This is a genomic window from Burkholderia oklahomensis C6786, from assembly GCF_000959365.1.
GTDB lineage: Bacteria > Pseudomonadota > Gammaproteobacteria > Burkholderiales > Burkholderiaceae > Burkholderia > Burkholderia oklahomensis.
In genome coordinates this window covers 1,117,017-1,142,795 of record NZ_CP009556.1, presented here as the reverse complement: position 1 = coordinate 1,142,795, position 25,779 = coordinate 1,117,017, and the positions used below count along the sequence as shown (strand labels likewise).

Here is a 25,779-nt window from a genome sequence, read left to right as displayed (position 1 = left end):
TTGCCGCGCGCGTCAATAATGGCCGTCAGCCGTCACAGCACGCTCTCCATCAGCTTGGGCGACGTTTCATCCGGTTTCGCAGCGGCCGTCACCGCACCATGGACCGCCCCGGCCATCCGCAACGCAGACTTGCCCGCCGCTCTGAGTTCGGCAATCGATTCGAAGCCCATCATGTTGAGCGCGGGCAGCATCTCGCTCTTCAGCAGTTCGAGACACCGCGCGACGCCCTTCTCGCCCGCCGCGCCGAGCCCGTAGATATACGCGCGCCCGATCGAAACCGCGCTCGCCCCGAGCGCAAGCGCCTTGATCACGTCCGCGCCGCGCCGCACGCCGCCGTCCATCAGGATCTCGGTCCGCTCACCGACCGCGTCGGCGATTTCCGGCAACACGTCCATCGCCGACGGCGCCGGATCGAGCTGCCGTCCGCCGTGATTCGAAATCAGAATGCCGTCAACGCCTTCGTCGACCGCGCGCCGCGCGTCGTCGGAATCGAGGATGCCCTTGATGACGATCTTGCCGGGCCAGCGCGCGCGCAGCCACTTGACGTCAGCCCAGGACAGACGCGAGTCGATCATCCGGCCGACCGCCGCGGACTGCTCGAGCAACGATGCACCGAGATCCGGATAGCGCAAGACGTTGCCGATCTTCGGCATCCCGTTGGACAGCGCGCCGACGCACCAGCCCGGACGCTTGAGCATCGACCACACGCCTCGCGCCGACAAGCGCGTATCGGCACGAAACCCGTTGCGCGCATCGCGCTCGCGAATCGGGATATAGCACGTGTCAACCGTCAGGAAAATGACGTCGACGTTCGCCTGCCGGCAGCGCGCGAGAATGTCTTCGGTCAGATCGCGATTGCGGAACATGTAGAGCTGGAAATACAGCGGGCCGAATCGCGCCGCGGCGACATCTTCGAGCGAGCAGATCGAGAACGTCGACAGACATTGACCGATGCCCGCCTCGTCGGCTGCACGCCCCGCCGCGATCTCCCCGTGCGGCCAGTACATGCCGGCGAATCCCACCGGTCCGAGCAGGATCGGCAGCCGATGTTCGGCGCCGAGGTACGTTGCATTCAAACCCGCCGCGTTGCTCTCCGCCCCGGTCAGCACCTTCTGACGCAGCCGCCAGTGCGCGAAATCGCTTTCATTCGCACGCATCGTAGTTTCGCTGTTCGCACCGCCATCCAGATAATCGAAGAAATACTTGGGCACCCGTTTTTGTGCCATTTCTCTCAAATCACTGATGTTCCAAGCCTTTCCGACGTCAGCCATCTGGGATCCTCTCCATTCGCCGCCGATGCAAAGCGGACGTTCGCCTATTCCGTGCACGGACGCCGTGCGCAGGAGTGCATCCCGTTCGCACCGACGCACTACGATCATGTTTTCACGACAACGATTCTAATTCGATAGGATTGCTTCGCAACTGCCTTATCGATATTCTAATGTTATTTTCATCGACCTTTCGGTGATTTTTTTATTACTTAGCATTCCGTCTCATCCACGGTTTTTTTTCAGACGGGATAAGGCATACAGACACGAAGCGCGATGGTGAATCGCCGATCGCCGAACTGCGCAGGAAGACTTTCGTTTACTCGTGATGGGCATGTCACAGGCCGACGTTGCGCGAAAGCTGGCCGTGTCTCGGCAATCGGCATGCAGATGGGCGAAACGGCTTGCAGAACGCGACGTGCGCGTTGCGAAGTCGTTGGGACGGCCAAGACGATAGAATTCCATACAATGCGCAGTGCTCGACGACGGCGCGCTCGCGACGGGCTTCACGAACCCGCATTGGACGGCCGCGCGAATACGCATGTTGAGCAAAACTCGTGCCGCAGATGACGAGCAGCGAATCGGCGCCGACGCCGAATTGGCCGTTCCAACCGCGCCCCTCCGAAAACGACGAACCGCATCGATGACGTCTCTGCGACAATCATTTCATTCGAATAGCGCAATCAGCGAAACAACCGCCAATATCGCCGCCAAGGAAACATTGATGACGCGGGATGCAACCGGATCATGCAGGAACCGGGACAACGGCACGCCCGCCAGCAGCCAGCCGAGATGGATGACGACGATCATCACGCTCAGCAGGACGATCTTGGCGGCGGCATCCAGACCATAGTTGCCGGCGACGAGCGTCGTCCCTGCAAACACCGCGCCGATCGCGATATACGCCTTCGGATTGGCGACGGCCAGCAGGAAGCCGCCCTTGAACGCGGGAGACGAGATATTTCCCTCGCGCTTGTCGAGCGGCGGCGCCGTCGCGATCTTGTATGCAAGGTAGAGAATATAGACGGCGGAAATGATGTTGAGGATCCTCGCTCCGTTCGGCATCGACATCACGAATGCCGTCACCCCCGTCGACACGAGAAGCAATACGGCGACCGTGCCTGCGATGAGCCCCCATGCATAATTGAGCGACCGGCGCACCCCGTAGGACGCGCCCATCGCCGTCGCACTGACCGTGGAGGGCCCGGGGCTGCCCATCACCACGACCGCTGCGAGCAGCAGAGCCAGAAGAGAGCGCAACATATCCGAAACAAGGTCGACTTGGTATACCATCGATGCTCCAATGCGCCGTTTTTGAATAGGTAGCTTATGGAAGCGTCACGGAGGCTGTCTTGAACGATTGTGCACGCGACACCGCGCACGACAGGAACCACATTCGGATCGGCTCCGGCGCCACGGGCATCGAGCGCGTGGAGGCGCACTTCCTCGATCACGCGTTCACGCCCCATCGTCACGACACGTACGCGATCGGCATTACGCTCTCGGGTGTGCAGACCTTCCGCTATCTCGGCGAAACCCGCCACTGCCTGCCGGGGCAGTGCCATATCCTGCACCCGGACGAATTGCACGACGGCCGCGCGGGAACCGACGAAGGCTTCGGCTACCGGATCGTCTATGTGGATCCGGCGCTCGTCCAGGAAGCCCTCGGCGGCCGCATGCTTCCGTTCGTCGGCTCGCCGATCGTCCAGACGCCCGCCGTCGCTGAAGGGCTCGCAGCTGGCATCTGGAACCTGGACGAAGAAATCGACAATCCGTCCCGCATCGACATCGCAGTCGCCGTCGCGAATCTGCTGACGACCGCCGCCGCGAAAAGCGACGCGAACAAGATCAGCACACTAGCTGTGGCCGAATTGACACACATACGCGATATCATCGCGTCCCGTCCGCACATGCCGATCTCGATGGACGCGCTCGAACACGTCTCGGGACTCGATCGCTGGACGATCGCCCGCCAATTCCGCACGCTGTTCGGTACGAGTCCGAGCCGCTTTCGTACACAACGGCAGCTCCATCTCGTGCGCCGACTGTTAATGGAAGGCGAATCGCTATCGACCGCGTCCACCGACGCCGGCTTCTCCGATCAGAGTCACATGTCGCGACACTTCAAGAGCACTTATGGCATCACGCCGGGTTCGTGGATTTCCGCGGTGCGCGCCCGGCGCTCGCAACACCAGACAGACTACTAAAAACATCCAACCGGACGGCGGCCGAACACCCCTCGCCCCGCCCCTTTCGACCGCCGCGTTTGCCCAACAGGCAGATGTGGCGTCCTCGTCCGAGCGCTTTCGCGCATGCGCGGCCCATCCGGCCGCACTCGACATTCCGCATGCCGCCGGCGGCATATCCGTCCGGCTTCGAATGAACTAACCAGCGAGGTAAACGTTGCAAATCGTCCGTCACTCGACGTCCCTTGTCCTGACGCATGCCGCGTACGCGCCGCATCGCGACGGCGACGGCTCACGCCGTCCGATCCCACGCCGGCGGACGGCATGGCCGGAGAAGCCGCATGTCCTCACATACGACGATCGCATCGCACAGAAGACGGCAAGGCGGTCGCCTCATCGATCTCAATGCGCATATCCGGATTGAATGACCATCTAGGAATTTTCCGATTCAATTCCAATTGAGTTTTATTCGCCGCCAAAAAAATGAAGATTTCCGACAACAAAATATTCATACAAGTCAATACACTTAATTAAACGTTTTCATTGCCAAACAATACGCAGTCGCAGTAAGTTAAAGAAAACCATTCAACGCATGCCTCCGACATCGCACACCGCGGGCGATTTTTCGTCGTGTTCTTCGCCATCAGCTCGGCGCTCCGGTTGATCGCGACGAATCGTCATGAAGTTCGGCAGCCTCGAAGCATGGCACAGCGCGTATGGCTCGAAATCGTACAGTATTTCCTATCGAACGCGCGCAAGTGGACGTCGCACAGGAACGCAAAGGCGTCGTCGGCGACAAACAGATATCGCTCAGAGTATGTGGTGAAGCGGCTCAAGGGTACTTGCTCGAGCGGCACCACGCGGCACCGCGCGAGCCGTCGTTCGTACAACGCGTGAATCTGTTCGACGGCGCGACCGTCGCGTCATTCATCGAACACGATCCCTATTCTGCGGAGCTGAAAAGTCTATATCGAGCAGTAATTGACGTTCCCGAAAACGCTCAGAGATCCTTCGAAGACAAAGCGATTCAACCCGAATTCGCATCGGAATGCATCAGCGAAAGCGGCCTATTGACCGTAATGCGCAACACAATCTCCGAATGCGGCGCAACAAACTGCTTTTATCATTACTTCAGGATCGACGAGAAAACCGGGAACTTGAAGAACCACGAATTATTAATCGGCGGAACGCCCGTTTGGGCGCACCGCTATGTGCATCGTCATTGGTATCTGAACGATCCCGCCATCGCGCATGCGCGCAACGACACGCGCCCGCTGCGCGTGTCGACGCTCGCGACGCTGCCGTCCGATCATTGGCTGAATCAGCAGGCGCAATTTCTCGGCCTGACCAGCAACGTGTTTTTCCCGGCGCACCGCCGCGACGACGATATGATCGGTTTGTTGCATGTCAGTTCGCCGCTTCCGCCTGCGCAAGGCGAAGAAATCCTTTGGCGCAACCGGCGAACGCTGCGCGGTCTCGCGACCGAGATGCTCGAATGGAAAGTCACCGCGCAGCGCCAGATGCTCGCCCGGGAAATGTCGCTCAACCATCGCGAGCTAGTCGCGCTGCGGCTCGTCGACAGGGGCGGCAACGCGCGCCACGTCGCCGAGGAGCTGAAGCTGGAGGAGCATGCGGTCTATCAGTTGTTCACGTCGATCAACAAGAAGATGAATAGCGGCCACATCAAGACGAGCGCGAAAAAAGCAAAGCAGTTCGGCTTTCTGGCGGAAGGCTACATCTCCGAATGAACGGGCGGGCGCAGCGTGCCGCGCCCGCCCGTTCCTCCCGTTACCGGCGGCCGCTCGCGGGCCGGAAGCCCGCGAACGGGTTCAGTGCCCCAACACCGAATACGCGAGCGATCCTGAAAACGTCGCGAGCACGAGCGACGCGCAGCGCATGAACGTCGACGTATGCGCGGCCCACGAACGCTGCGACGTCAGCAGGCCGCCGAGGCTCGACCAGCCGACGCCGATCGGCGCCAGCACGATCAGGAACACGACGACCGCCCATCCGAAGTAGCTGAGCGACCTGAACGCTTCGAGCGGGAACATCGTGCTCGCGAACAACAGCGCCTTCGGATTCATCAGTGTCGCGACGAACAGGTCTCCGAAGCTGATCGGGCCCGCCGACAGATCATGCAGCGCGCGGCTCTTCGTCCACATCTTGACCGCGAGCCACAGAATGTATGCGGCGCTCAACAGCTTGATCGTGCCGAAGAGCCAGGGCCGGCTCGCCGCCACCGACAGCAGGAAGAATCCCCATAGCGAGATCGCGACGACATAGCCCAGCGCCTCCGCGATCACGAGGTGCCAGGTGCCGCGCAGGCCGACCTTCAGGCCCGACGACAGCAGCAGCGTGTTCGTCGGCCCCGGCACGATCAGCACGAGCGACACGTAGAACGACATCTTGAGCAATGCATCCTGAATGAGCACGGCGCCTCCTCGGTTCGTCGGCTTCGATGGTGGTCTTCATCGTCCGGTCGTCGGCGCGGACGATGCCGCGGCCGACGCGCCGGAGAAATAGCGATTGCCGTCCGGCGCGAGCCAGTCGGCCCGCAGCGGCGTGAATACGTCGAGATCGACTGCGTCTTCGAGACACAGCGCGTTGTGCGGCACATTCGCGGGAATGTGCAGGATCTCGCCCGGCCCGACCTCGGCCTCGTGCTCGAGCTGCTCGCCGTAGCGAAACAGCAAACGCCCTTCCAGGATGCAAGTGAATTGCTCGTTCGGATGCGCGTGCGTCCCGACGAACGCGCCTTTCTTCAGGAACAGCTTCGCCATCATCAGCGCGTCGCCCGAGACGACCTGCCGCTCGATCTGATCGGTCAATACTTCGCGCTCGACCCTGTCCCATGCGCCGAAACCTCGTTCATTCAAACCGGCCACGATTTCCTCCTCGTTCGATCATGTGAAGCGGCGTCCGCGTGCTTACGCGGACAGCTCGCGAATCCGCACGCCATCGGTCGCGCGCTGCGCGTCCCGCTCGCGCGCGAGCCGGCTCGCCTCTTCGATGATGATGTCTTCCTGGCCGGCAACGAGCTTGCGCTCCGCGAGCCGCTTGTAAAGCTCGAACTCGTTGGCGCCGAATTCCTGCGCGGCCTTCTGGATGTGCGGCACGTAGCCGGAGAAGAGGCCGTACAGGCCGCTCGCGATGTTCGCCGGCTGGATGTGCGGCGTCTTAGGGCTCAGGAACGCCTCGGTGCTGCGCGCGAGCGCCATCACCCGCTCGAATGACGTATTCGCATCGTGTCCTTCGCGCTCCATCGCGGCGACGAGGGTCTCGAGCTGCGTGTTTCCCGCGCCCGCGCCGAAGCCCTTCACGCAAGCGTCGACGATGCGCGCGCCCGCTTCGAGCGCAACGAGACTGTTCGCGACCGCGAGCCCGAGGTTGTTGTGCGCGTGAAAGCCGACATCGATGTCGAGACCGTCGACGAGACGTTCGACCTTCGCGCGCACGAGCGACGGCGTCGAATAGCCGGCGCTGTCCATCAGCACCACCGCCTGCGCGCCGTAGCGCTCCATCAGCCGGGCCTGCGCGAGCAGCACGTCGGGCGGCGCCATGTGCGACATCATCAGCACACCGAACGCCGTCCGGCCGGCGAGCCTTGTCTGCTCGATGAAGCGCGCGGATACGTTCGCCTCGGTGCAATGCGTCGCGACGCGCACGACGTCGACGCCGATCTCGAGCGCGAGCGCGATATCAGCCGCCTTGCCGAGCCCCGGGATGAAATGCACGCCGAGCCGGCTCGTGCGCAGCGCGGCGCGCGCGGTCTCGAGCATCAGGCGATCGCCGATAGGCGTCTGCCCGAGCAGGCACGACGAGCCGCCGAGGCCGTTGCCGTGCCCGACTTCGACGACGTCGATGCCGGCTTCGTCGGCCGCACATGCATACGCATGAATCTGCGCGGCGCTCAGTTGGTGACGAATCGCGTGGTTGCCGTCGCGCAAGGTCGCATCGCTGATCAGTATCATTGTGTGGCTCCTCGTCTGGCGGTTGCATGCCGATGCGAGGCGACCGCGAGCGCCGCGCAATTGATGATGTCCAGATTGCCCGCGTACTCGGGCAGGTAGTCGCCGCGCCCGCGCACCGTCAGGCCGATCGTGATCCTGCCCTGGCTCTCGAGCGGCTCGACGACGAGCCGATAGCCGGGCACGTATTCGCGAACCTTCTCGACCATGTCGGCGACGCACGCGCGCACCCGGTCGAAATCGCGATAGCGCGCGTACGCATAGAGCGTCGTCTGCATCCGCACGCCGGGCTCGGCGGGATTGATGTTGAGGATCGCCTTCGTCTTCTTCGCACCGCTGAACTTCGCGAGCGCGTACTCGGTCGTCGTCATGTACTCGTCGATGTTCTCGCGCGTCGCGATGCCGGCGCTGCGCGACGCGATCGCCGACACCACCTCCAGGTATTCGATCTCGTCGACCGCCTGCTTGAGCGCATACGCGAGCGGCAGGCTCGCCTGCCCGCCGCAGGTGATCAGGTTCACGTTCTGCTCGGCGCCCATGTCGTCCAGATTGATGCACGGCACGCACAGGCGGCCGAGCTTCGCGGGCGTCAGATCGATCACGAACTTGCCCGCGTCCGAGAAGAAGCGATTGTTGAGCTTGTGCGCGGCAGCCGACGTCGCATCGAACACGAGGTCATACGCGCCCTCGTGCTCCTTCAGGAAGTCGAGTCCGTCGCTCGACGTCTCGACGTTGCAGCTTCGCGCAAGCTTGAGACCTTCGCTCTGCGCATTGCGTCCGACGACAAACTTCAGATCGAATTGTTCGGATGCCTTGACTTTGAACATCAGATCGATGCCGATGCTGCCCGATCCGAGGATCGCCACGCGCGTTCGCGATGATTTGTTCTTCATGTTTCGCTCTCCTCCGTCAGATGACGCACGCGCGCCGCCGAATCGCGCATGCTGTTCGGCGCGCCCGTCGCGTCGTGCGCGAGCAGACGCCCCAGTTCGCGACCGACTTCGGCAAGCACGCCGCCTTCTTCGCTGTGCATAAAGAAATGGCCGCCAGAAAACCCGACATAGCGCACGGGTCCGCTCGTCTCCGCGAGCCAGCCTTCGAGCCCGGCATCGCTGACGAGGCCGTCGTTCGAGCCGTGCAGCACCAGCATCGGACAATCGAGCGGCGGCGCTTCGACGTAGCGGTACATCGCCGAGATCGTCAGGTCCGCACGCAGCCGCGGCAGCCACAGCTCGCGCAACGCCGGATCGGCGATCAGCGCGTCCGGCGTGCCGTTGTAATCGCGCACAGCGGCGATGAACGCGTCGTCGGGCAGCGCCTGGATGCCCGCGTCCCGCCATTTGAAGCGCGGCGCACTGCGGCCCGACGCGACGAACAGCGATGGCGCCGCGAAACCGCGCGCGCGCAGCAAGCGTGCGAGATCGAACGCGATCAGCGCGCCCATGCTGTGGCCGAAGAACGCGTATGGCAGATCGAGCAGCGGCGGCACGGTCTCCGCAAGCGCCGCGACGATCGGCTCCGCGCGTTCTATCAGTGGCTCGCCGAGCCGATACTCGCGTCCGGGCAGTTGCACCGCGACGACTTCGACCCAGTCCGGCAAGCCGCCGGGCCACGTCCGGAAGATCGACGCGGTCGCGCCCGCGTAGTGAAAACAGAAAAGACGCAAGCGCGCTTCGCGCGCCGCATGGACGATCAGCCACGGCGAATCCGTCGCCGATACGTGTGCGTTCATGACCGTGCTCCGTCGCGTGCCGGCACCGGCACGGGCGTGAGCCAGTTCCACTTGTCCGCATGCGTGCCGCGCACGATTCCGAAGTACTGATCCTGGATCGCCTTCGTCACCGGGCCGCGCTTGCCGCTGCCGACCGGCATCCGGTCGACCGAGCGCACCGGGCAGATCTCGACCGCCGTGCCAGTGAAGAAGATCTCGTCGGCGAGATACAGCATTTCGCGCGGAATGCTCGTTTCGGTCACGGTATAGCCGAGGTCGCGCGCGATCCGGATCACGCAATTGCGCGTGATGCCGCTCAGGATGCTGCTGCCGATCGACGGCGTGAATATCTCGCTCTTGTAGACGAGGAACACGTTCTCGCCGCTGCCTTCGCTGACGAAGCCGTTCGCGTCGAGCGCGATGCCCTCGCTCATCCCGTTCTCGTGCGCCTCCATCACGATCGCCTGGCCGTTGACGTACTGGCCGCCGATCTTCGCGAGCGTGCTCGCCGCGCCCGAGCCATTGCGCCGCCAGCTGCTGACCTGCACGTCGACGCCTTGCTGCAGCGCTTCGTCGCCGAGATACGCGCCCCACGGCACGGTGACGAGCAGCGCTTCGGCCGGGCACTGTCGCGCGTCGAGCCCGAGCGACTCGCCCGCGCCGCGATAGACGAGCGGCCGGATGTACGCGCTGCGCTGGCCGTTCGCGCGCAGCGTCTCGACGGTCGCCTCCATCCACTGCCCGACGCTCATCGGCGACGGAATCCGCGCGACCTTGCAGCTGAACAGCAAGCGCTCGAAGTGCTCGCGACCGCAGAGAATCGCCGCTTTGTCGCCGATCTCGTAGGCGCGCACGCCCTCGAACACGCTGGTCCCGTAATGCAGCGCATGGCTCATCACATGTACCTGCGCGCGCTCCCACGGCACCAGTTCGCCGTTCTTCCACACGTAGCTCGCTTTCATCGCTGTTGCGCTCCTCACATGACGTTGTATTGATTGAATGCATCGACGACGCTGCGGCCTTCGGCGATCGCGTCCCGGACCTTGCGCTCGAGCCGGTTCTTCGCGATCGCGCGCGTGATGACCTCCTGCTCGACTTCGCGCGGAATCGCGCAGACGCCGTCGCCGTCGCCGAAGATCAGATCGCCGGGCCGGATCCGAACCTGTCCGACAGTGATCGAGCAGCGGTAGTCGACGACGTTGTGGCGGCCTTGCAGCCCGTACGCGTACGAGCCGTGCGCGAATGCCGGCAGCTTCAGATCGAGAATCGCGTTCGCGTCGCGCACGTGCGCGTTGAGCACGACGCCTGCCGCGCCCAGCTTGAGTGCGCGCGAGATCAGCAGATCGCCGAGCCGCGCGACTGCGGTCGGGCCGCCGCTCGCGATGTAGACCTCGCCGGGGCGCAGCGCCTCGACCGATTCGAACAGCAGTCCGAACGGCTTCGCGTCATAGCGCTTGAGGCCGCCGTGCGGCACGGGCGGCTCGTCCTGCACCGGCATCGCGCGGCCGATCATCACCATGTCGCGCCGCAGCGGGCGGATCTCCGGCGGCAGCATCGGGGAAGCGAACCCGAGCTGCTCCATCACGTCGCTGACGGGACAGGTCGAGAGCTCGGCGCGCATCAGCGCGAACAGCTCGTCATCTGAATTCCACTGCGCCATTTGTCTGTCATCCGATTAGAGTGGAGCTCGCGTCGCTCAAGAGCGGCTCGAGCTCGCGGTTGATGTGGTCGAGCACCGACGCCTCTTCGTCGTGAATGAAGAAGTGGTCGCCGGGAAACCGGTAGTGCGTGAAGCTCTGCCGCGTCTCGCGCGCCCAGCCGGCGAGCCCGTCTTCGTGCACGAGGCCGTCGTCGACGCCGTGAAAGACGACGATCCGGCAATCGAGCGGCACCTGCCGCTCGTAGCGGTACGTCTCGAACACCGCGCCGTCCGCGCGAATCCGCGGCAGCAGCAGCTCGAGCAGCGCCGGATCGTCCAGAATCGCGTCGGGCGTGCCGTTGCAGCCGCGCAGCACCTCGATGAACTCGGCATCCGACAGCCGATGCCGAATCACTTCCGGCTTCACGTCGGGCGCGTTCTGCGCGGACGCGATCAAGAGCCGCGGCTGCGGGTACGCACGGGCGCGCAGCACCCGGGCGACCTCGAAGCCGATCAGCGCGCCTGTGCTGTGCCCGAAGAACGCGAACGGCCGATCGAGCAGCGGTGCGAGCGCGTCGACAAGCGGCGATGCGACTTCGTCCATCGAGTACAGGAGCGGCTCGTTCAGACGATTCTCGCGTCCGGGCATCTGCACGGCGACGAGCTCGACCTCGTCCGGCAGCAATGCGGCCCAGTGCCGAAAAATCGAACCGCCGCTGCCCGCGTAGTGAAAGCAGAACAGCCGGATTCGCGCGTCGGGCTTCCGTTCGTCGGCGCCGAACAGGAACCAGCGGGCCTCGCATGCATTCATGTCGGCGCCGTCCATCGCTTACGCGAGCGCTGCCGCGGCGGCGAGCGGCTTCGTCACGCGGTTATGGCCATAGCGGTCTTCGCCCGCCACCAGTACCGTCGAGTAGCGGTCGAGCGGCAGCACTTCGCCGAAGTGGTGGAACGCGTCCTGGCCCGAGTAGACCTTCACGTGAGTCGGCACGAAGCGCGTCGCCCAGCCGAAGCGCACCGAATCCTTGCTCGTGTTCGGATTCGAGCCGTGCATACAGCGCGACGTGAAGATGAAGAACTGGCCCGGCTTCACTTCCATGTGCACCGCGCGCGCCTCGTCCGGCTTCCAGCTCGGATCGAGCTTCAGCTTCTCGTAGTCGTAGCCGTAGAAGCCCGACTTCTGGCCGTCGTCGAGCACGCGCTTGTTGAAGTTCTCCGGCTCGAACGGGATGTTGCGCTTCTCGTCGAAGTACCAGGTGCGATGGCTGCCCGGCATCAGCTTCAGGCAACCGTTCTCCTTCGTCGCCTCGCTCATCGCAACCCATGCGGTCAGCTCCCATGGGCGCCCTTCTTCGGCCGCCGTCGGCTCGAGCTTCTCGGTGCCCTCGAACTCGACGAAGCTCTCGGCCTGGTGCCAGTCGGTGCCTTCGTCGCCCGGATATTTCGGGAACCACTCGGTGCGCCAGCTCAGCACGTTCGGGCCGAGGATGCTCGAGATCCGGTCGACGATCTTCGGATGGCTGATGATCTGGTTCAGAGCAGGCATGTCGAGATGGCGATCGTAGTTGAGCTTGCTGTTCGGGAACGCCGCCTTCGTCACGTCGAGCAGATCCATTCGCACGTCTTCCCAGACACGGGTCATCTCTTCCGGCTCGTACAGCGTGAACGGGCCGGCATACCCGTTCTCGTAAAAGAACTTCTGCTCGGCTTCCGACAGGTGAAAACGCTTTTGCATCTCAGTTCTCCTAAATATGGCGCGAAGCGCCATGTCCTGAAAAATCCGCTTGTCGCGGCCGCCGCTCGCGCGGCTCGTGAAACGCCCGCGGATCAGCCCGCGACCGGAGCCGCGGCGTTGCTGAGTTCGCGCAGCGCGTCGATTTCGGCGCTCAACGCCGTCACCGTCGAGCGCGTCTTGTCGAAGAACAGCCTCGGCGACGGCGCGACGCCCGTCTTCGCCTTGATCTGCTTCAGCACTTCGACGAGATTGAGCGAATTGCCGCCGATGTCCAGAAAACGGGTGTCGCCCGTCACTTTCTTGACGCCGATCACGCTCTCCAGAATCTGAATCAACATCGTTTCGGTTTTCATGAATTCACTTCCTCCTGGTTACTTTCGTTGATGCGGTGTTGCAATATCGACAGAAGCGCTTTGCGATCCGTCTTTCCCGATGACAACTGCGGAAACTGCTCGAGAACCGTGACGTGGCGAGGCACCATGTAGGCGGGCAGCTCCGCCGCGAGGCGCCGCTTGATCTCGTCGACCTGCGGCTCGGCATCGAGCGACGCGCCTCGCTCGAACAGCACGCCGGCGGCGAGCAGCGTCTCGCCGTAGCGCGATTCGAGCAGCACGACCTCCGATCCGTACACGTGCGGCACGCTGTTGATGACCCGCTGGATTTCGCTCAAATGGATCCGATAGCCGCCGATCTTCACTTCATTGTCCTTGCGGCCCAAGTAGTACAGGCTGCCGTCGGCGAGATACGTGCAGACGTCGCCCGTCCGATAGAAAGGCACGCCGTCCAGACGAACGAGCCGCGCCGCCGTCTCCTCCGTCAAATTCCAGTAGCCCTGCATCACCTGCGTGCCGCCGATCATCAGCTCGCCCGGCACGCCGGGCGCCGTGATCGGCTCGCCGCGCTCGTCGACGAGCAGCGCCCGCACGTGCTCGAGCGGCTTGCCGATCGGATAGAGCGCGCGCCGCTCGGGCTCGATTTCACGGATCACGTGCGCAGTCGACGCGCAGGTCGCCTCGGTCGGCCCGTATGCGTTGATCACCTGCACGCCCGCGTTCTTCCTGAGCCAGCGCTGGATCGTCTTCACGTCCGGCACGTCGGTGCCGGTGAGGATCGTCTTCAGGTGCGGCAGCGGCGCGGTCTCGAATTCGCCCGCCTGCGCGATCAGGCCGAGCATCATGCCCCACGCGGAGAAATGCGTGACGTCGTGCGTGCGAATCGCGTCGAACAGCAAGTCGGGCGCGTTCACGTCGTCGTGCACGTACAAAGACGCGCCCTGCGCGAGCGGGAACAGCATGTCCATCAGATACACGTCGAAATGCAGCGGCGAGAAGCTCGCGCATCGGGATTGCGGCGTGACGTCGTAGACGACGCGCGTGCCTTCGAAGAAGTCGGCGATGCTGCGATGATTGATCAGCACGCCTTTCGGGCGACCGGTCGAGCCGGACGTATAGATGCAGTACGCAATCGCGGTTTCGTCGAGCGGCGGCAGCGGCAGCGGCTGCACGAGCGCATCGAGCCGCGCCGAATCGTCGTCGGCGAGGAGCCGCTCGAGCTCGCCGACCGGCATGATCGGCGCAGCGGACGGCAGCGCGTGCTCGAGCGCGTCGGTCAAGTCCTCGTCGGCGATCACGAGCGTCGGTGCGACGTCGTGCAGGATGTAGCGCAAGCGGTCGGCCGGCATGCGCGGATCGAGCGGCACATGCACGCAGCCCGCCCTGAACACGCCGATGATCGCCGCGACCAAAAGCGCGCGGCGGCTCGCCAGCATCGCGACGCGATCGCCCGGGCGGCAGCCCAGATCCTGCAGGCGCATCGCGAAACGAGTGCTGAAACGGTCGAGATCGGCGTAGTTGAGATCGCCGCGCGAATCGGACAACGCGCATTTGTACGGCGTGCCGAACGCATGAGACTGGATTGCTTGAACGATGTGTCTGGCCATCTGACTGAATCCTCTTTGCGATGTCTCTTTACGGGCACCTTCGAGATTCAGGCGGCATTGCGCACCGGCAGACGAGCGAACGACGCCGCATGCGCACTTGCGCGACACGTTCGTTCGTCAACGACTACCGGCCCCTCGTCGTTTGACTGCTTGCTGCTTTCTCTCAGGCTGCTGGCTGCTTAGTTCGAATCGTTCCGCCGATGCGCCGCCGATCTGTCGATGGCGCGGCGCGCCCGCGTTCGGATGCAACGCCGGCGAGTGCGCGTCGGACAAGCGGGGTGCGTGCTGCGCGGCGTCGGCTCGAATGCGTGTCGTTCGTCGCCGCATTCGTTGATTGATAGGCTAGATGAAATTCCCTGTGGAAATACTTAGATCACTTCCAGAATATGCCTGCGCGATTTCAGCGCGATTCGAGAATAAGGCCAAATCAGTTATTTAAGCGCTTGTTGATATTTTTTGGCAACCTAAATAAATAGGTGATTCGAAGCATACCGCCTCGCGAGCGGTTGCGTTCGCTTGCAGGAGAGGAAAAGCGCTGCGTCGCGTTGAATGCGCACCGAAGCAGGATGAAAGCGCATATCGCCTCGCCGCAAGCTCGATGCACTCGCCGATTCGACGTGCGACGTTTCCGTATCACGGGCGTTGCAATCCGATGCGTTTCATCTCGTCAGCCAGATAATCGACGAACGACGCGATTCGCGACGAGATCGCCGTATTGCGGTAATAGACCGCATGAATCGGCTGCAACACTTCGCGCGTCTGGCGCGGAAGCAATTGCACGAGCCGCCCTTCGTCGCGGTCTCGTGCGGTCATGAAATCGGACAGGCAGACAATGCCGGCACCCTGCAACGCGAGTTGCCTGAGCGTCTCGCCGCTCGACGACGCCAGCGCCGGAGCAATCCTGTAAGGCTCGCCGTCCCGCCCGAGCACCGGCCACTGATTCAGCGATTCCGGCTGGTTGAAGCCGAGGAGCGTGTGCTTGTCGAGGTCGTCGACGCGCCGCGGATTTCCGTGCACGTCCAGATACTGAGGACTCGCGAGGATCCTCAGCCGGCTGCTGCCGATCGCGCGGCTATGCAGCGTCGAATCCTTCAGGCGACCGATCCGGATTGCGACGTCGGTGCGGCGTTCGAGCAGATCGATGATCTCGTCGTTGCTGTTGAGCTCCAGCTCGACGTGCGGATAGCGCGTGCGATAGCCGTTCACGAGCGGCACGACGACATGCAGCATGAACGGCGTCGCGGCATCGACGCGCAGCCGCCCGGACGGCCGTTCGCGGCGCGCGGCCATCTGCTCTTCCGCGCGCTCGACCGATTCGATGATCGCACGCGCGTTCTGCAGGAATGCGCGTCCCTCCTCGGTCAGTTCCAGACGGCGCGTCGTCCGGCGCAGCAGCGTCGTCTGCAGTTTCTTCTCGAGCCGGCCGAGCGTGCGGCTCGTCGCCGACACGGTCAGCTCCAGTTGCTGCGCGGCCGCGGTGATCGATCCCGTGTCGACCACGGTCGCGAACGTCTGCAATTCGTCGAGCGTAATTTTCATACTTGATTTCAAATCAAAAGTATTTCGTTTATAGACCGCTTTTTCATCAAAAGTAAAGGGCGCACACTCCGCTTCGTCTTCATCGATGCGGGAACCACCATCATGCCTGTCGCCCTCCTCGCGCTGACGCTCAGCGCCTTCGCCATCGGCACGACCGAGTTCGTGATCGTCGGCCTGATTCCCACCATCGCGGCCGATTTGCGCGTGAGCCTGCCGTCCGCCGGGCTGCTCGTGAGCCTTTACGCGCTGAGCGTCGCGGTCGGCGCGCCGCTGCTGACCGCGTTGACTGGCCGCGTACCGCGCAAGTCGCTGCTCGCCGCGCTGATGGCGCTCTTCACGATCGGCAACCTCGTCGCGTGGCGCGCGCCCGGCTATGAGTCGCTGATCGTCGCACGCGTGCTGACCGGGCTTGCGCACGGCGTGTTCTTCTCGGTCGGCTCCGTGATCGCGACGACGCTCGTGCCGAAGGACAAGGCGGCAAGCGCGATTGCAACGATGTTCAGCGGGATGACCGTCGCGTTCGTCGCCGGCATTCCGCTCGGCACATTCATCGGCCAGCACTTCGGCTGGCGCACGACGTTCGTCGTCGTCGCCGCGTTCGGCGTCGTCGCGCTCGTCGGCGCGCTCGCATTCATCCCGCGCGGCCTGCCGCATGCGCGCCCCGCGCCGCTCGTCGAGCAGGCCCGTGCGCTCGCGCATCCGCGGCTCCTGCTCGTCTATGCGATGACGGCGGTCGGCTATGGCGGCTCGCTGATCGCGTTCACGTTCATGGCGCCGCTCCTCGAGCAGATTGCGGGCTTCACGCCGTCGCAGGTGACTCTCGTGCTCGTCGCCTACGGCGTGTCGGTCGCGGCCGGCAACGTCTGGGGCGGCAAGCTCGCGGATCGTCTCGGCCCGGTCGGCGCGCTGAAGCGCATCTTCCTGCTGCTCGCGGCCGTACTGTTCGCGCTGACCTTCGCCGTCCACCACGCGGCGCTCGTTGTATCGACGATGCTCGCCTGGGGCGCCGTCGCGTTCGGCAACGTGCCGGGACTGCAAGTCTACGTCGTCAAGCAGGCGCGGCACTTCGCGCCGCAATCGGCAGAAGTCGCATCGGGATTCAACATCGCCGCGTTCAACCTCGGCGTCGCGGGCGGTTCGTCGCTCGGCGGGCTCGTCGTCGCGCACATCGGCCTCGGCCACACGCCGTGGATCGCAGGCGCGGTCACGCTCGGCGCGCTCGCGCTGACGGCGCTGAGCGGCCGCCTCGATCGTCGAGCGGGCTTGCCCGAGCGAACCGCCGACGCCGTCGCGCTCGCGCATTGAAGGATGCCGGCGAGCGTGTCCGTTGCCTTGCGCTCGTCCGGATGCCGAACGAATCGCAGGCGACGTGCGCCCTCCGTCTCGATGCGCCGCGCCGGTACGGCCGCACGCCCACCTCGCCGCATCGCGTGCGGATCGCTATCGGGCGAAGCGCGCATGCAAGCGCCGATACGCCGCATCGAAGACATTCCATTTCCACCCATTCAACGAATCATCAGTATTACGGAGCATGACATGGACACAATTCCCGCATTCGGTCTCGGCACGTTCCGCCTGCAAGGCCAGGCCGTGATCGATTCCGTGCGCAACGGCCTCGAACTCGGCTATCGCGCGATCGATACCGCTCAGATCTACGGCAACGAAGCGGAAATCGGCCGCGCGATCGCCGAATCGGGCGTGCCGCGCGACGCGCTCTTTCTCACGACGAAGATCTGGGTCGACAACTACGCGAAGGACAAGCTCGCGGCTAGCCTCGAAGCGAGCCTCGCGAAGCTGCGCACCGATTACGTGGACCTGGCGCTGATCCATTGGCCCGCGCCCGGCAACGGCATCGAGCCCGAGGAATTCATGACGGCGCTCGCCGAAGCGAAAGCGGCCGGCCTCACGCGCAGGATCGGCGTGTCGAACTTCAACGTCGCGCTGACGCAGCGTGCGATCGCCGCCGTCGGCCGCGACGCGATCGCGACGAACCAGATCGAGCTGAGCCCGTATCTGCAGAATCGCAAGCTGGTCGAGTTCCTGCAGCGCGAGCGCATCCACGTGACGTCGTACATGACGCTTGCCTACGGCAAGGTGCTGGGCGATCCGACGCTCGCCGAGATCGCCCGCCGCCACGACGCGACGCCCGCGCAGGTCGCGCTCGCATGGGCGCTGCAGCTCGGCTACTCGGTGATTCCGTCGTCGACGAAACGCGAGCATCTCGCGAGCAATCTGCTCGCGCAGCAGCTTCGCCTGACCGACGACGCGCTCGCGCAGATCTCGGCGCTCGAACGCAACGGCCGCGAAGTAAGCCCGGACGGCCTCGCATCCGACTGGGACTGACGCAGCCGCTGCTGCCCGATCGAACGCACCCGCGGCGTGCGCGCCGCATTAACTATCCGGAGAGTGAACATGACGAAAGACGATCCCCTGTTCGAGCCGCTGCAACTCGGCGGCCTGATCCTGCCGAACCGCATCGTGATGCCGCCGATGACGCGCTCGCGCGCGACGCAGCCCGGCGACGAGGCGAACGCATTGATGGCCGCGTATTACGCGCAGCGCGCGAGCGCCGGCCTCATCATCGGCGAAGGCGCCTACGTCGCGCCGCTCGCGAAGGGCTATGCGTGGACGCCCGGCATCCATACGCCCGCGCAGATCGCGGGCTGGCGCGAGGTCACCGACGCCGTGCACGCGGCGGGCGGACGCATGTTCGCGCAACTGTGGCACGTCGGGCGGCTGAGCCACACGAGCCTCCTCGGCGGCGCGCAGCCGGTGTCGTCGTCCGCGCTGCAGGCCGAAGGCGTCAGCGTGTTCGTCGCGGGCGACGGCGGCGCACCCGGCTTCGTTCAGGCATCGACGCCGCGCGCGCTCACGCTCGGCGAGATTCCGGAAATCGTCCGCCAGTTCCGCGACGCGGCGCGCAACGCGATCGAAGCCGGCTTCGACGGTGTCGAGCTGCACGGCGCGAACGGCTATCTCGTCAATCAGTTCATCGATTCGAACGCGAACACGCGAACCGACGCATACGGCGGCTCGCTCGAGAACCGGCTGCGCTTTCTCGGCGACGTCGCGCGCGCGCTGATCGAAGGCACCGGCGACGCCGCGCGCGTCGGCATTCGTCTCGCACCGCTGACGACGCTCAACGGCTGCGTCGACGCCGATCCCGAGACGACGTACACAGCGGCCGTGAAGCTGCTCGACGAGATCGGCGTCGGCTACATCCACATCGCCGAAGCCGACTGGGACGACGCGCCGCACATGCCGGCGTCGTTCAAGCAGCGGCTGCGCGCGGCCTATCGCGGCGTGATGATCTATGCGGGCAAGTACACGGCGGAGCGCGCACGCGAAGCGATCGTCGAAGGCTGGGCCGACCTGATCGCGTTCGGGCGTCCGTTCGTCGCGAATCCGGATCTGCCCGCGCGGATCCGGCGGAATGCGCCGTGGAATGCGCATCGGCGCGAGACGCTGTTCGGCGGCGACGCGCGCGGGCTCACCGATTACCCGACGCTCGCGGACGAAGCCGCGATGCCGGTCGCCGGACGCGTCGAGTAGGCGCGGCGAGCGGGCGCTGCCGTCATGCTTCGACGGCCTGCCTGAGCCGCAGCAGCGCCTGGTCCCACTGCCGCCCGATCGCCTCCAGCGCCGCCCGCGCGGCGTCGATCTGCGCAGGCTCGAAGCTCCACAGCCGCTCGCGCCCGACCTTCACGTCGCGCACGAGCCCCGCCTCCGCGAGCACCTGCAGATGCTGCGTGACCGACTGTCGCGTAATGTCGGTGCCCGCGGTAATCTGCGCGATCGACAGCGCCGCGCCCGCGCACAGCGCGGCGACGATCCGCAGGCGGGTCTCGTCGCCGAGCGCGGCGAACACCGCCGCGCAATCGCGCAGCTGCGTGCGCTTGAGCGGCGCGCGCGGCGGCCGCCCGTCAGCGCGCGTCGACATGCGCGGCGATGTTCTTCATCTGCTCGTCCCAGCCGCCGCTGTTCATTCGAAACGCGTCCGCGCGGCGCTCGATCGGCAGCTTGTCGAAGCCCGATTCGACGACGGTGAGCAGCGTGCCGGCTTCGGCGTCGGCGAGCTCGAACGCAACGAGCGTCGGCGTCTCCTGCGAGTAGTCGATCGCGGGATCGACCGCGGCCGGATGCCAGCGATACGAGAAGTGATGTTCCGGCTCGATCCGCTCGATCCACATCTGCAGCACCAGATGCTCATAGCCGGGATAGGTGATGCGGCCTTCGACGCGCCGTCCCGCTTCGAAAACCTGCCCTGTCAGATCGACGCGAAACCACGCGCCGAACTCGTCGGCGTTCGTCAGCGCGCGCCACACCCGTGAGCGCGGCGCGTTCAGCACGATCCGCTTTTCGATACGATCGGTCGATGTGTTCATATGCAGCCTCCTGGCTGCATATTAGGCAGCGCATCCGGGAAATGCAAGGAATCGACTGCATATTACGAAAATCGCCCGGGCATCGCGGCATTTGCGCGAATGCGCACGACTGACGCGGCACGCACCATCCGGGTCTTCGATTTCAGCTCAGCAGCCCCGCCGCGACGTTGACCGACAGCCCGAGCACCGCCATGTTGAAATAGAACGACAGGATCGACTGCGCGAGCGCCGCGCGCCGGATCGACCGACCGCGCAGCGACACGTCGGACGTCTGCGACGCGACCGCGATCGTGAACGAGAAGTACAGGAAATCCCAATAATCGGGCTCGAGTTCGCGGTCCGGAAACGACAGCGCGCGCGCCTCCTTCGGCGACAGATAGTAGAGCCGCGCATAGTGCAGCGTGAAGATCGTCGGAATCAGGAACCACGCGCCGAACATCGTCGCGCCCGTCACCGCGTAGTGCCCGAGGCCCGAACGGAATCCGACGCTCTTCACGCTGACGAGCTCGAGCACGATCGCGGCGATGCTCGCGACCGTTGCAAAACAGATGATGGTCAGCACGATCGTCGCGTTCTCGTCTTCGCGCATCGCGATCTCGCGCACCTTGTGATGATGCGCGCGCACCATCCTCACCCACATCAGCACGAGATACAGCCAGATCGTGCAATCCCAGCCGATCAGAATGCGCGAGAACGGCCGCAGCGGGTACGGGAACAGCAGGCCGAACGCGGCGCCGATGGCGACCGCGATCACCATGCGTGGACGATTGCGCAGCACTTGCGGATAGAACGTCATGGTTTCTCGCCGGGATCTTCGAAAGTCGAGTGAAAGTTCGCGCCGCCGCCGCGGCGCGTCGCGTCGCGTCGCGTCGCGTCGCGTCGCGTCGCAGCGATTATCGTCATGTTGTCCCGCTGCGCCAAGCGCGGCTGTGTCCTAAGATGGGCGAATGGACACCGCTCCCCTGATCCGTCGCCATACCGCGAACCATGCCGGCCGCGATTTCGTCGTCGGCGATCTGCACGGCTGCGTCGACCCGCTGCGCGTGCTGCTGCACACCGTGCGCTTCGATCCGGCGCGGGACCGGCTGTTCTCGGTCGGCGACCTCGTCGACCGCGGCACGCAGTCGGAGTCGGCGCTCGCGCTGCTCGACCGCCCGTGGTTCCACTGCGTGCTCGGCAATCACGAGGACGTGCTGTGCTCGGTCGCCGCCGGCAGGCTGCCGATGAGCGTCTGGCAGCGCATCGGCGGCGACTGGGCGGCCGATCTGCCCGCCGAGACGCTCGAGCGCTACGCACGGCGGCTGCGCGAGCTGCCGCTCGTGCGCGTCGTCGGCGAAGGCGGCGAACGCTTCAACGTGCTGCATGCGGAATTCTTCGGCAGCGATGCCGATCTCGACCGCGGCGACTACGCGCCGGACGTGATCACGCGCCTGCTGTGGGGCCGCGAGCTCGCGTACGGGCGCACCGCCGATCCGGCCGCGCGGCAGAGCGGCCTGTCGACCACCTACTGCGGCCACACGCCGATGCACGACGTCGTGCACATCGGCGCGCAAACGTTCATCGACACCGGCGCGTTCGATCCGTCGGGCCGGCTCACGCTGCTCGACACGAAGAGCGGCGAATGCTGGTCGCTGTCGGTCGCGGCCGCGCGCCACCAGGGCGCGGCCGACGTCCCGCTGCCTTGACGCGATTCGACTGCCTCGATGCGCGCCGCCGCGCCGCCGCCGAGCGGCGTCGTGCCCGGCCCGCGCGCTCAGCCGACCTGATTCAGCTCGAATACCGCGTCGATCGCCGCGCCGTTCCAGTTGTATTCGAGATACGCGGCGTGGTGGCAATCGCGCAACAGCGTCGTCCTGAACGCCGCGAGACACTCGCCGCCCGGATCCCGCACCGACGGATACGCGATGCCCGCGCCGCCCGCATCGCGCACCGCATGGCCGAATGCCTGGCCGGCCGTATAGTCGACGGGATCGAGGAGCGCCGGATCGCGCTCGCGCCACGCGCGCACGTCGGCGACCCCGCCTTGCGCGACCACCGTGTAGAGACGCATCTGCTGACGCATCGGCGGCTCCTTCGTCGCGGCCAGGAACAGCGACGCGTGGTAGCGCGTCTCCGCGATCGCCGTATTGCGCGTGTGCGCACAATAGAACACGCCATAGCTGCCGTCCGAGAAACGGCTGCCGTTCGGATTCAGGTGCGTGAACGCCGCCATGATCGGCCCGTAGCCCGGCCCGAAGCGGCGCTCGTCGGGCGGCACGAGACCGAGCACGCCGACTTCGGTGCGCACCCGGTCGTTGGTCAGCGCTTCGAGCGCGTAGAGCGCGTCGAAGTCCTCGGCCGACGCGACGCGGTCGAACAGGTTGATCGCGGGAAAGCGCGTGGGAATCACGCGATAGGCGGGCGTCCAGTGAAGCGCCGCGGTGGGCCAGTCCGTCTGCCGTTCGGGGAAATTCACGCCCATCCGCCTCGCGTCGCGTCGAGATATTGCCGCACCGCGACGAGATCGCTGATGTTCCCCGCGAGCATCCGGTCGAGCGCGCGCTTGCCGTTGAACGGCGCGGCGTCGTTCGGCCGCTTGACCCATGTGTCCGCCGCGGCCGGCTGCGGCAGCAGGATCTGCAGCGCCTTGTAGATGCCGAGCACGAGCGACAGGCGCTCGAGCGTATCGTGCGTGAGACGCGCGGTCTGCGGCGACGCCTTCCATTTGAAGAACGTCGAGCGGCCGGGCGAGCCCAGCAGGACGATCTGCTCGTCGGTCGACAGATCCCAGTCGCGCGCGATGTTGAAGAATGCGCGCAGGCCGGCCGCCGACATTTGCGCGACCGTCGCCTCCGGCGGATTCGGGAGCGGCTTCAGAGCGGGATGGGACATGGCGGTTAGTCTCAAAATGAATCTACTAACAAGATTAGTCCATTTTTGGATCGTTGCAAGAAAAAATGATGGCGGATCCCAATAAACTGCGGATTGGGCTGGTTGGTGGGGTCTGGACGCCATGAGGTGGGGAAGATTCAGCCGATTTGGGACGGGCGAGGCGGCTTGGGCGAGTTGAGCTGCGGGCGGCTTGGGCGGCTTGGGCGGCTTGGGCGGCTTGGGCGGGTCGGGGGTCGGCGGGTCGACAGGCCGCAGCACCGCCGAATGGCTCGACGACACCGAGAAACACAAGAACGACAGACCGGCTCAACATCGCCACGGCACGAAGCCGCCGAGCGCGCCGGCCCGCGTCGGCCGCAAATCCGCATCACGGAACGCGCTTTCCCGTCGCCGCCATCGCGCGCGTGCGGCGGGTCGTCATGGCTTCGGCAAACCGGAAAGCAACGGATGAATCGACCACCCCGAACTCGCAACGCGCGATGTCGCGCCTCCTGATCACATCGCACGTGTGCCCGCGAGCGCCGCACCCGCATGCGCCCAGCGAAACGCGCGCGCCCGTTCTTCGACGCGGGCGCGCAAAATCGGCCAAGTGCGCAAAGGTCAAGCGTCGAAATTTCGCCGCGTGACGAGAAAAAAGTGTTGCGCTCGCGGAATCCTTCTCATTGTCCTCGAGCGCGTGCGGGACCGGCCTGGAGAACCGCCGACGACAAACGACCGTCGTGCGGCATGCGTGGGCCGCGCGGCCATCTCGGGCGGCGGCCCGGCCGATCGCGCCGGCTCACGCCGGCTTCGCGACGTCGAGATCGATCGGCGGCAACGTCTGCGCGTCGCGCGCCTGCGTCGCCGCGACGATGTCGTCGACGCGTTTGAGATGATGGCGATTGTCGTGGTCCCACGGATGGAAGCCCGGCCGGAAGAAGCTCAGCCATTCGCGCGCGATGCTCGGGAACATCCCGTGGCGCGGTCCGTACAGCAGCTTGGCCGCGCGCCAGAGGCCGCGCACGCGATGATCCGCGTAGCGGTCCGAACGAATCAGACGCGTATGCAGCAGGAACACGGTCGGCCAGAACATCAGCGTCGTCATGAGAAAAACGCCGACGCGAATCAGATAGCGCTTCGGACCAGGCTTCATCACCGCATTCCACACGTCGAACGACACCGCCTTGTGCTCGGTTTCCTCGAGCGCGTGCCACTGCCACATCTGCTTGTAGCCTTCGTGCGAGCCGGCCAACACGGCCGGATCGGACAGCAACCAGTTCGCGAGCATCGCCGTGTAGTGCTCGGCCGCGACCGTATGCGCGAGCTGCACCGAATGCGGCAGCACCTTCTTCATCCAGCCGAGCACCTTCCACACGCGCTTGTCGAGCTTGCGCGCGGGCAGGCGGTTCGCCTGCATCAGTTCGTTGTACTCGATGTGCTCGCGCGTGTGCATCGCTTCCTGACCGATGAAGCCGAGCACCTGCTTCTTCAGCACGGGATCGTCGATCCGGTCGCGGTAGTTGCGCACCGAATCCATGAAGAAGCGCTCGCCCGCGGGGAACAGCAGCGACAGCGCGTTGAAGAAATGCGAGACCTGCGAGCCCTGCCCGTGCCAATTCGTCGCGCGCTCGACCGGCAGATTGAAGCGCAGGTCGCGGCGCACGGGCATGACGAACACGGTGTCCGTCGACTTCGCGGATTGATTCATCGATGTCTCCTATCTGAGCGATCGTTGGCGTTGTCGATGCGTGCCGGGCCCGCCGGCGTCGCATGCGGCGCCGGCGAAAGGCTCGCGCAAATCGACGGTTCGCGCCGGGTCGCTCGCGCACCGGCCGCCGCATACCATCGGCCCCGCCAAGTCACGCGGCGCCGGCCACCGCACGCTCGCAGTTCGGCCGCCAACCTTTACATTAATAACTGAAACAATATGGCGAGGATGCGCGGATAAGCAAGGCGCGTGTTAGTGGCGGCCTTCCAAACGGCGGGCGGCCGCAAAGCGCCGGGCGGCGGGCCACGGAGCCAGGCGTGGCGGGCGTTTCGGCGTGGTTGCGCCGGCTATCGCCTTATCTCGTAAACGCAATCTCGGGGCGCTTTTCGGCCGCATCGCGCAAAGCCGTCGAGCCGCGCGCGCCGGGAAATCCGGCCGAGATCGCGCGGCTCCCCTACAATAGCGATCATTTCGTTTCCATCAGGAGCATTTCATGGCAGTCGTCACCACCGAATCGGGCCTCAAATACGAAGACCTGACCGAAGGCGCGGGCGCCGAGGCGCGCGCGGGCCAGACGGTGAGCGTCCACTACACCGGCTGGCTCACCGACGGTCAGAAGTTCGATTCGAGCAAGGACCGCAACGATCCGTTCGCGTTCGTGCTCGGCGGCGGCATGGTCATCAAGGGCTGGGACGAAGGCGTGCAAGGGATGAAGGTGGGCGGCGTGCGCCGTCTGACGATCCCGCCGCAACTCGGCTACGGCGCGCGCGGCGCGGGCGGCGTGATTCCGCCGAACGCGACGCTCGTGTTCGAAGTCGAACTGCTCGACGTCTGACGCCGGCATCGCTCCG

27 protein-coding genes and 1 pseudogene are annotated in these 25,779 nt (G+C 65.0%); 8 read left to right on the top strand and 20 right to left on the bottom strand.

What is annotated here, in order from left to right; translation table 11 throughout:
* Positions 1–32: 32 nt before the first annotated feature.
* Positions 33–1,271, bottom strand: coding sequence for an alpha-hydroxy acid oxidase (locus tag BG90_RS22965; protein WP_010120145.1), 1,239 nt, complete (start codon positions 1,269–1,271; stop codon positions 33–35).
* 248 nt (positions 1,272–1,519) lie between these two features.
* On the opposite strand from BG90_RS22965, the pseudogene BG90_RS37480 reads away from it, so the two are divergent.
* Positions 1,520–1,815: pseudogene (locus BG90_RS37480) on the top strand (transposase); the annotation flags it as partial.
* Positions 1,816–1,934: 119 nt separating this feature from the next.
* Here BG90_RS37480 and BG90_RS22960 read toward each other — a convergent pair.
* Positions 1,935–2,528 (bottom strand): LysE family translocator, encoded by a 594-nt coding sequence (locus BG90_RS22960; protein ID WP_010120148.1) that lies wholly within the window; start codon positions 2,526–2,528, stop codon positions 1,935–1,937.
* A gap of 92 nt (positions 2,529–2,620) precedes the next feature.
* Between BG90_RS22960 and BG90_RS22955 the strand changes: the two genes are divergently transcribed.
* Complete coding sequence (locus BG90_RS22955) at positions 2,621–3,475, top strand: AraC family transcriptional regulator (protein ID WP_010110177.1); 855 nt, start codon at positions 2,621–2,623, stop codon at positions 3,473–3,475.
* Between the two features lie 695 nt (positions 3,476–4,170).
* Complete coding sequence (locus BG90_RS22950; protein WP_025990344.1) at positions 4,171–5,202, top strand: autoinducer binding domain-containing protein; 1,032 nt, start codon at positions 4,171–4,173, stop codon at positions 5,200–5,202.
* A gap of 81 nt (positions 5,203–5,283) precedes the next feature.
* On the opposite strand, the gene BG90_RS22945 is transcribed toward BG90_RS22950, so the two are convergent.
* The 12 genes from BG90_RS22945 to BG90_RS22890 form a co-directional block, all read right to left on the bottom strand.
* Positions 5,284–5,886 (bottom strand): LysE family translocator, encoded by a 603-nt coding sequence (locus BG90_RS22945; protein ID WP_010120151.1) that lies wholly within the window; start codon positions 5,884–5,886, stop codon positions 5,284–5,286.
* A gap of 36 nt (positions 5,887–5,922) precedes the next feature.
* Positions 5,923–6,330 (bottom strand): cupin domain-containing protein, encoded by a 408-nt coding sequence (locus BG90_RS22940; protein WP_025990345.1) that lies wholly within the window; start codon positions 6,328–6,330, stop codon positions 5,923–5,925.
* 51 nt (positions 6,331–6,381) lie between these two features.
* Entirely contained in the window at positions 6,382–7,425 is a 1,044-nt protein-coding gene (dmpG, locus tag BG90_RS22935) for a 4-hydroxy-2-oxovalerate aldolase (RefSeq protein WP_010120155.1), read from the bottom strand.
* Entirely contained in the window at positions 7,422–8,315 is an 894-nt protein-coding gene (locus BG90_RS22930; protein WP_010110184.1) for an acetaldehyde dehydrogenase (acetylating), read from the bottom strand. Before BG90_RS22930 ends, dmpG begins: the two co-directional genes overlap by 4 nt.
* Entirely contained in the window at positions 8,312–9,154 is an 843-nt protein-coding gene (locus BG90_RS22925; RefSeq protein ID WP_010120158.1) for a thioesterase II family protein, read from the bottom strand. Before BG90_RS22925 ends, BG90_RS22930 begins: the two co-directional genes overlap by 4 nt.
* Positions 9,151–10,095, bottom strand: a complete 945-nt coding sequence (locus BG90_RS22920) for a branched-chain amino acid transaminase (RefSeq protein ID WP_010110186.1) — start codon at positions 10,093–10,095, stop codon at positions 9,151–9,153. Before BG90_RS22920 ends, BG90_RS22925 begins: the two co-directional genes overlap by 4 nt.
* A 14-nt stretch (positions 10,096–10,109) precedes the next feature.
* Positions 10,110–10,793 (bottom strand): RraA family protein, encoded by a 684-nt coding sequence (locus tag BG90_RS22915; protein ID WP_010110187.1) that lies wholly within the window; start codon positions 10,791–10,793, stop codon positions 10,110–10,112.
* 7 nt (positions 10,794–10,800) lie between these two features.
* Positions 10,801–11,598 carry a thioesterase II family protein gene (locus BG90_RS22910; RefSeq protein ID WP_010120160.1) on the bottom strand — a complete coding sequence of 266 codons (798 nt, stop codon included), beginning with the start codon at positions 11,596–11,598 and terminating at the stop codon, positions 10,801–10,803.
* A 3-nt stretch (positions 11,599–11,601) separates the two neighbouring features.
* Positions 11,602–12,507 carry a chlorinating enzyme gene (locus BG90_RS22905; RefSeq protein ID WP_010110189.1) on the bottom strand — a complete coding sequence of 302 codons (906 nt, stop codon included), beginning with the start codon at positions 12,505–12,507 and terminating at the stop codon, positions 11,602–11,604.
* A 92-nt stretch (positions 12,508–12,599) separates the two neighbouring features.
* Complete coding sequence (locus BG90_RS22900; protein ID WP_010110190.1) at positions 12,600–12,860, bottom strand: acyl carrier protein; 261 nt, start codon at positions 12,858–12,860, stop codon at positions 12,600–12,602.
* On the bottom strand, positions 12,857–14,446 hold the full coding sequence (locus BG90_RS22895) for an amino acid adenylation domain-containing protein (protein ID WP_010120163.1): 1,590 nt from the start codon (positions 14,444–14,446) through the stop codon (positions 12,857–12,859). The genes BG90_RS22900 and BG90_RS22895 overlap by 4 nt, the downstream gene beginning before the upstream one ends.
* 633 nt (positions 14,447–15,079) lie before the next feature.
* Positions 15,080–15,985, bottom strand: coding sequence for a LysR family transcriptional regulator (locus BG90_RS22890; protein ID WP_010120166.1), 906 nt, complete (start codon positions 15,983–15,985; stop codon positions 15,080–15,082).
* A gap of 102 nt (positions 15,986–16,087) precedes the next feature.
* On the opposite strand from BG90_RS22890, the gene BG90_RS22885 reads away from it, so the two are divergent.
* The 3 genes from BG90_RS22885 (at position 16,088) to BG90_RS22875 (ending at position 19,537) form a co-directional block, all read left to right on the top strand.
* On the top strand, positions 16,088–17,290 hold the full coding sequence (locus BG90_RS22885; protein ID WP_010110194.1) for an MFS transporter: 1,203 nt from the start codon (positions 16,088–16,090) through the stop codon (positions 17,288–17,290).
* A 231-nt stretch (positions 17,291–17,521) separates the two neighbouring features.
* Positions 17,522–18,328, top strand: coding sequence for a 2,5-didehydrogluconate reductase DkgB (dkgB, locus tag BG90_RS22880; RefSeq protein ID WP_010120205.1), 807 nt, complete (start codon positions 17,522–17,524; stop codon positions 18,326–18,328).
* 69 nt (positions 18,329–18,397) lie between these two features.
* Positions 18,398–19,537: an alkene reductase gene (locus BG90_RS22875; RefSeq protein WP_010120207.1), complete on the top strand. Its 1,140-nt coding sequence runs from the start codon at positions 18,398–18,400 to the stop codon at positions 19,535–19,537.
* 22 nt (positions 19,538–19,559) lie between these two features.
* Here the strand turns inward: BG90_RS22875 and BG90_RS22870 are convergent, their stop codons facing one another.
* From BG90_RS22870 to BG90_RS22860, 3 genes are all read right to left on the bottom strand, one after another.
* The gene (locus BG90_RS22870) at positions 19,560–19,925 is read right to left on the bottom strand and encodes an ArsR/SmtB family transcription factor (RefSeq protein ID WP_010120209.1); all 366 of its coding nucleotides are present in this window, start codon (positions 19,923–19,925) and stop codon (positions 19,560–19,562) included.
* Positions 19,909–20,370: an SRPBCC family protein gene (locus tag BG90_RS22865; protein WP_010120211.1), complete on the bottom strand. Its 462-nt coding sequence runs from the start codon at positions 20,368–20,370 to the stop codon at positions 19,909–19,911. The genes BG90_RS22870 and BG90_RS22865 overlap by 17 nt, the downstream gene beginning before the upstream one ends.
* A gap of 142 nt (positions 20,371–20,512) precedes the next feature.
* The gene (locus BG90_RS22860) at positions 20,513–21,166 is read right to left on the bottom strand and encodes a DUF1345 domain-containing protein (RefSeq protein WP_010120213.1); all 654 of its coding nucleotides are present in this window, start codon (positions 21,164–21,166) and stop codon (positions 20,513–20,515) included.
* A gap of 151 nt (positions 21,167–21,317) precedes the next feature.
* Between BG90_RS22860 and BG90_RS22855 the strand changes: the two genes are divergently transcribed.
* Positions 21,318–22,055 (top strand): metallophosphoesterase, encoded by a 738-nt coding sequence (locus BG90_RS22855; protein WP_010120227.1) that lies wholly within the window; start codon positions 21,318–21,320, stop codon positions 22,053–22,055.
* 68 nt (positions 22,056–22,123) lie between these two features.
* On the opposite strand, the gene BG90_RS22850 is transcribed toward BG90_RS22855, so the two are convergent.
* The 3 genes from BG90_RS22850 to BG90_RS22840 form a co-directional block, all read right to left on the bottom strand.
* On the bottom strand, positions 22,124–22,831 hold the full coding sequence (locus BG90_RS22850) for an RES family NAD+ phosphorylase (RefSeq protein ID WP_010120229.1): 708 nt from the start codon (positions 22,829–22,831) through the stop codon (positions 22,124–22,126).
* Positions 22,822–23,241, bottom strand: coding sequence for an MbcA/ParS/Xre antitoxin family protein (locus BG90_RS22845; protein WP_010110202.1), 420 nt, complete (start codon positions 23,239–23,241; stop codon positions 22,822–22,824). Before BG90_RS22845 ends, BG90_RS22850 begins: the two co-directional genes overlap by 10 nt.
* Positions 23,242–24,019: 778 nt before the next feature.
* Positions 24,020–24,928: a metal-dependent hydrolase gene (locus tag BG90_RS22840; RefSeq protein WP_010120231.1), complete on the bottom strand. Its 909-nt coding sequence runs from the start codon at positions 24,926–24,928 to the stop codon at positions 24,020–24,022.
* A gap of 493 nt (positions 24,929–25,421) precedes the next feature.
* On the opposite strand from BG90_RS22840, the gene BG90_RS22835 reads away from it, so the two are divergent.
* Positions 25,422–25,763, top strand: coding sequence for an FKBP-type peptidyl-prolyl cis-trans isomerase (locus tag BG90_RS22835; protein ID WP_010120234.1), 342 nt, complete (start codon positions 25,422–25,424; stop codon positions 25,761–25,763).
* The last annotated feature ends 16 nt before the right edge of the window (positions 25,764–25,779 follow it).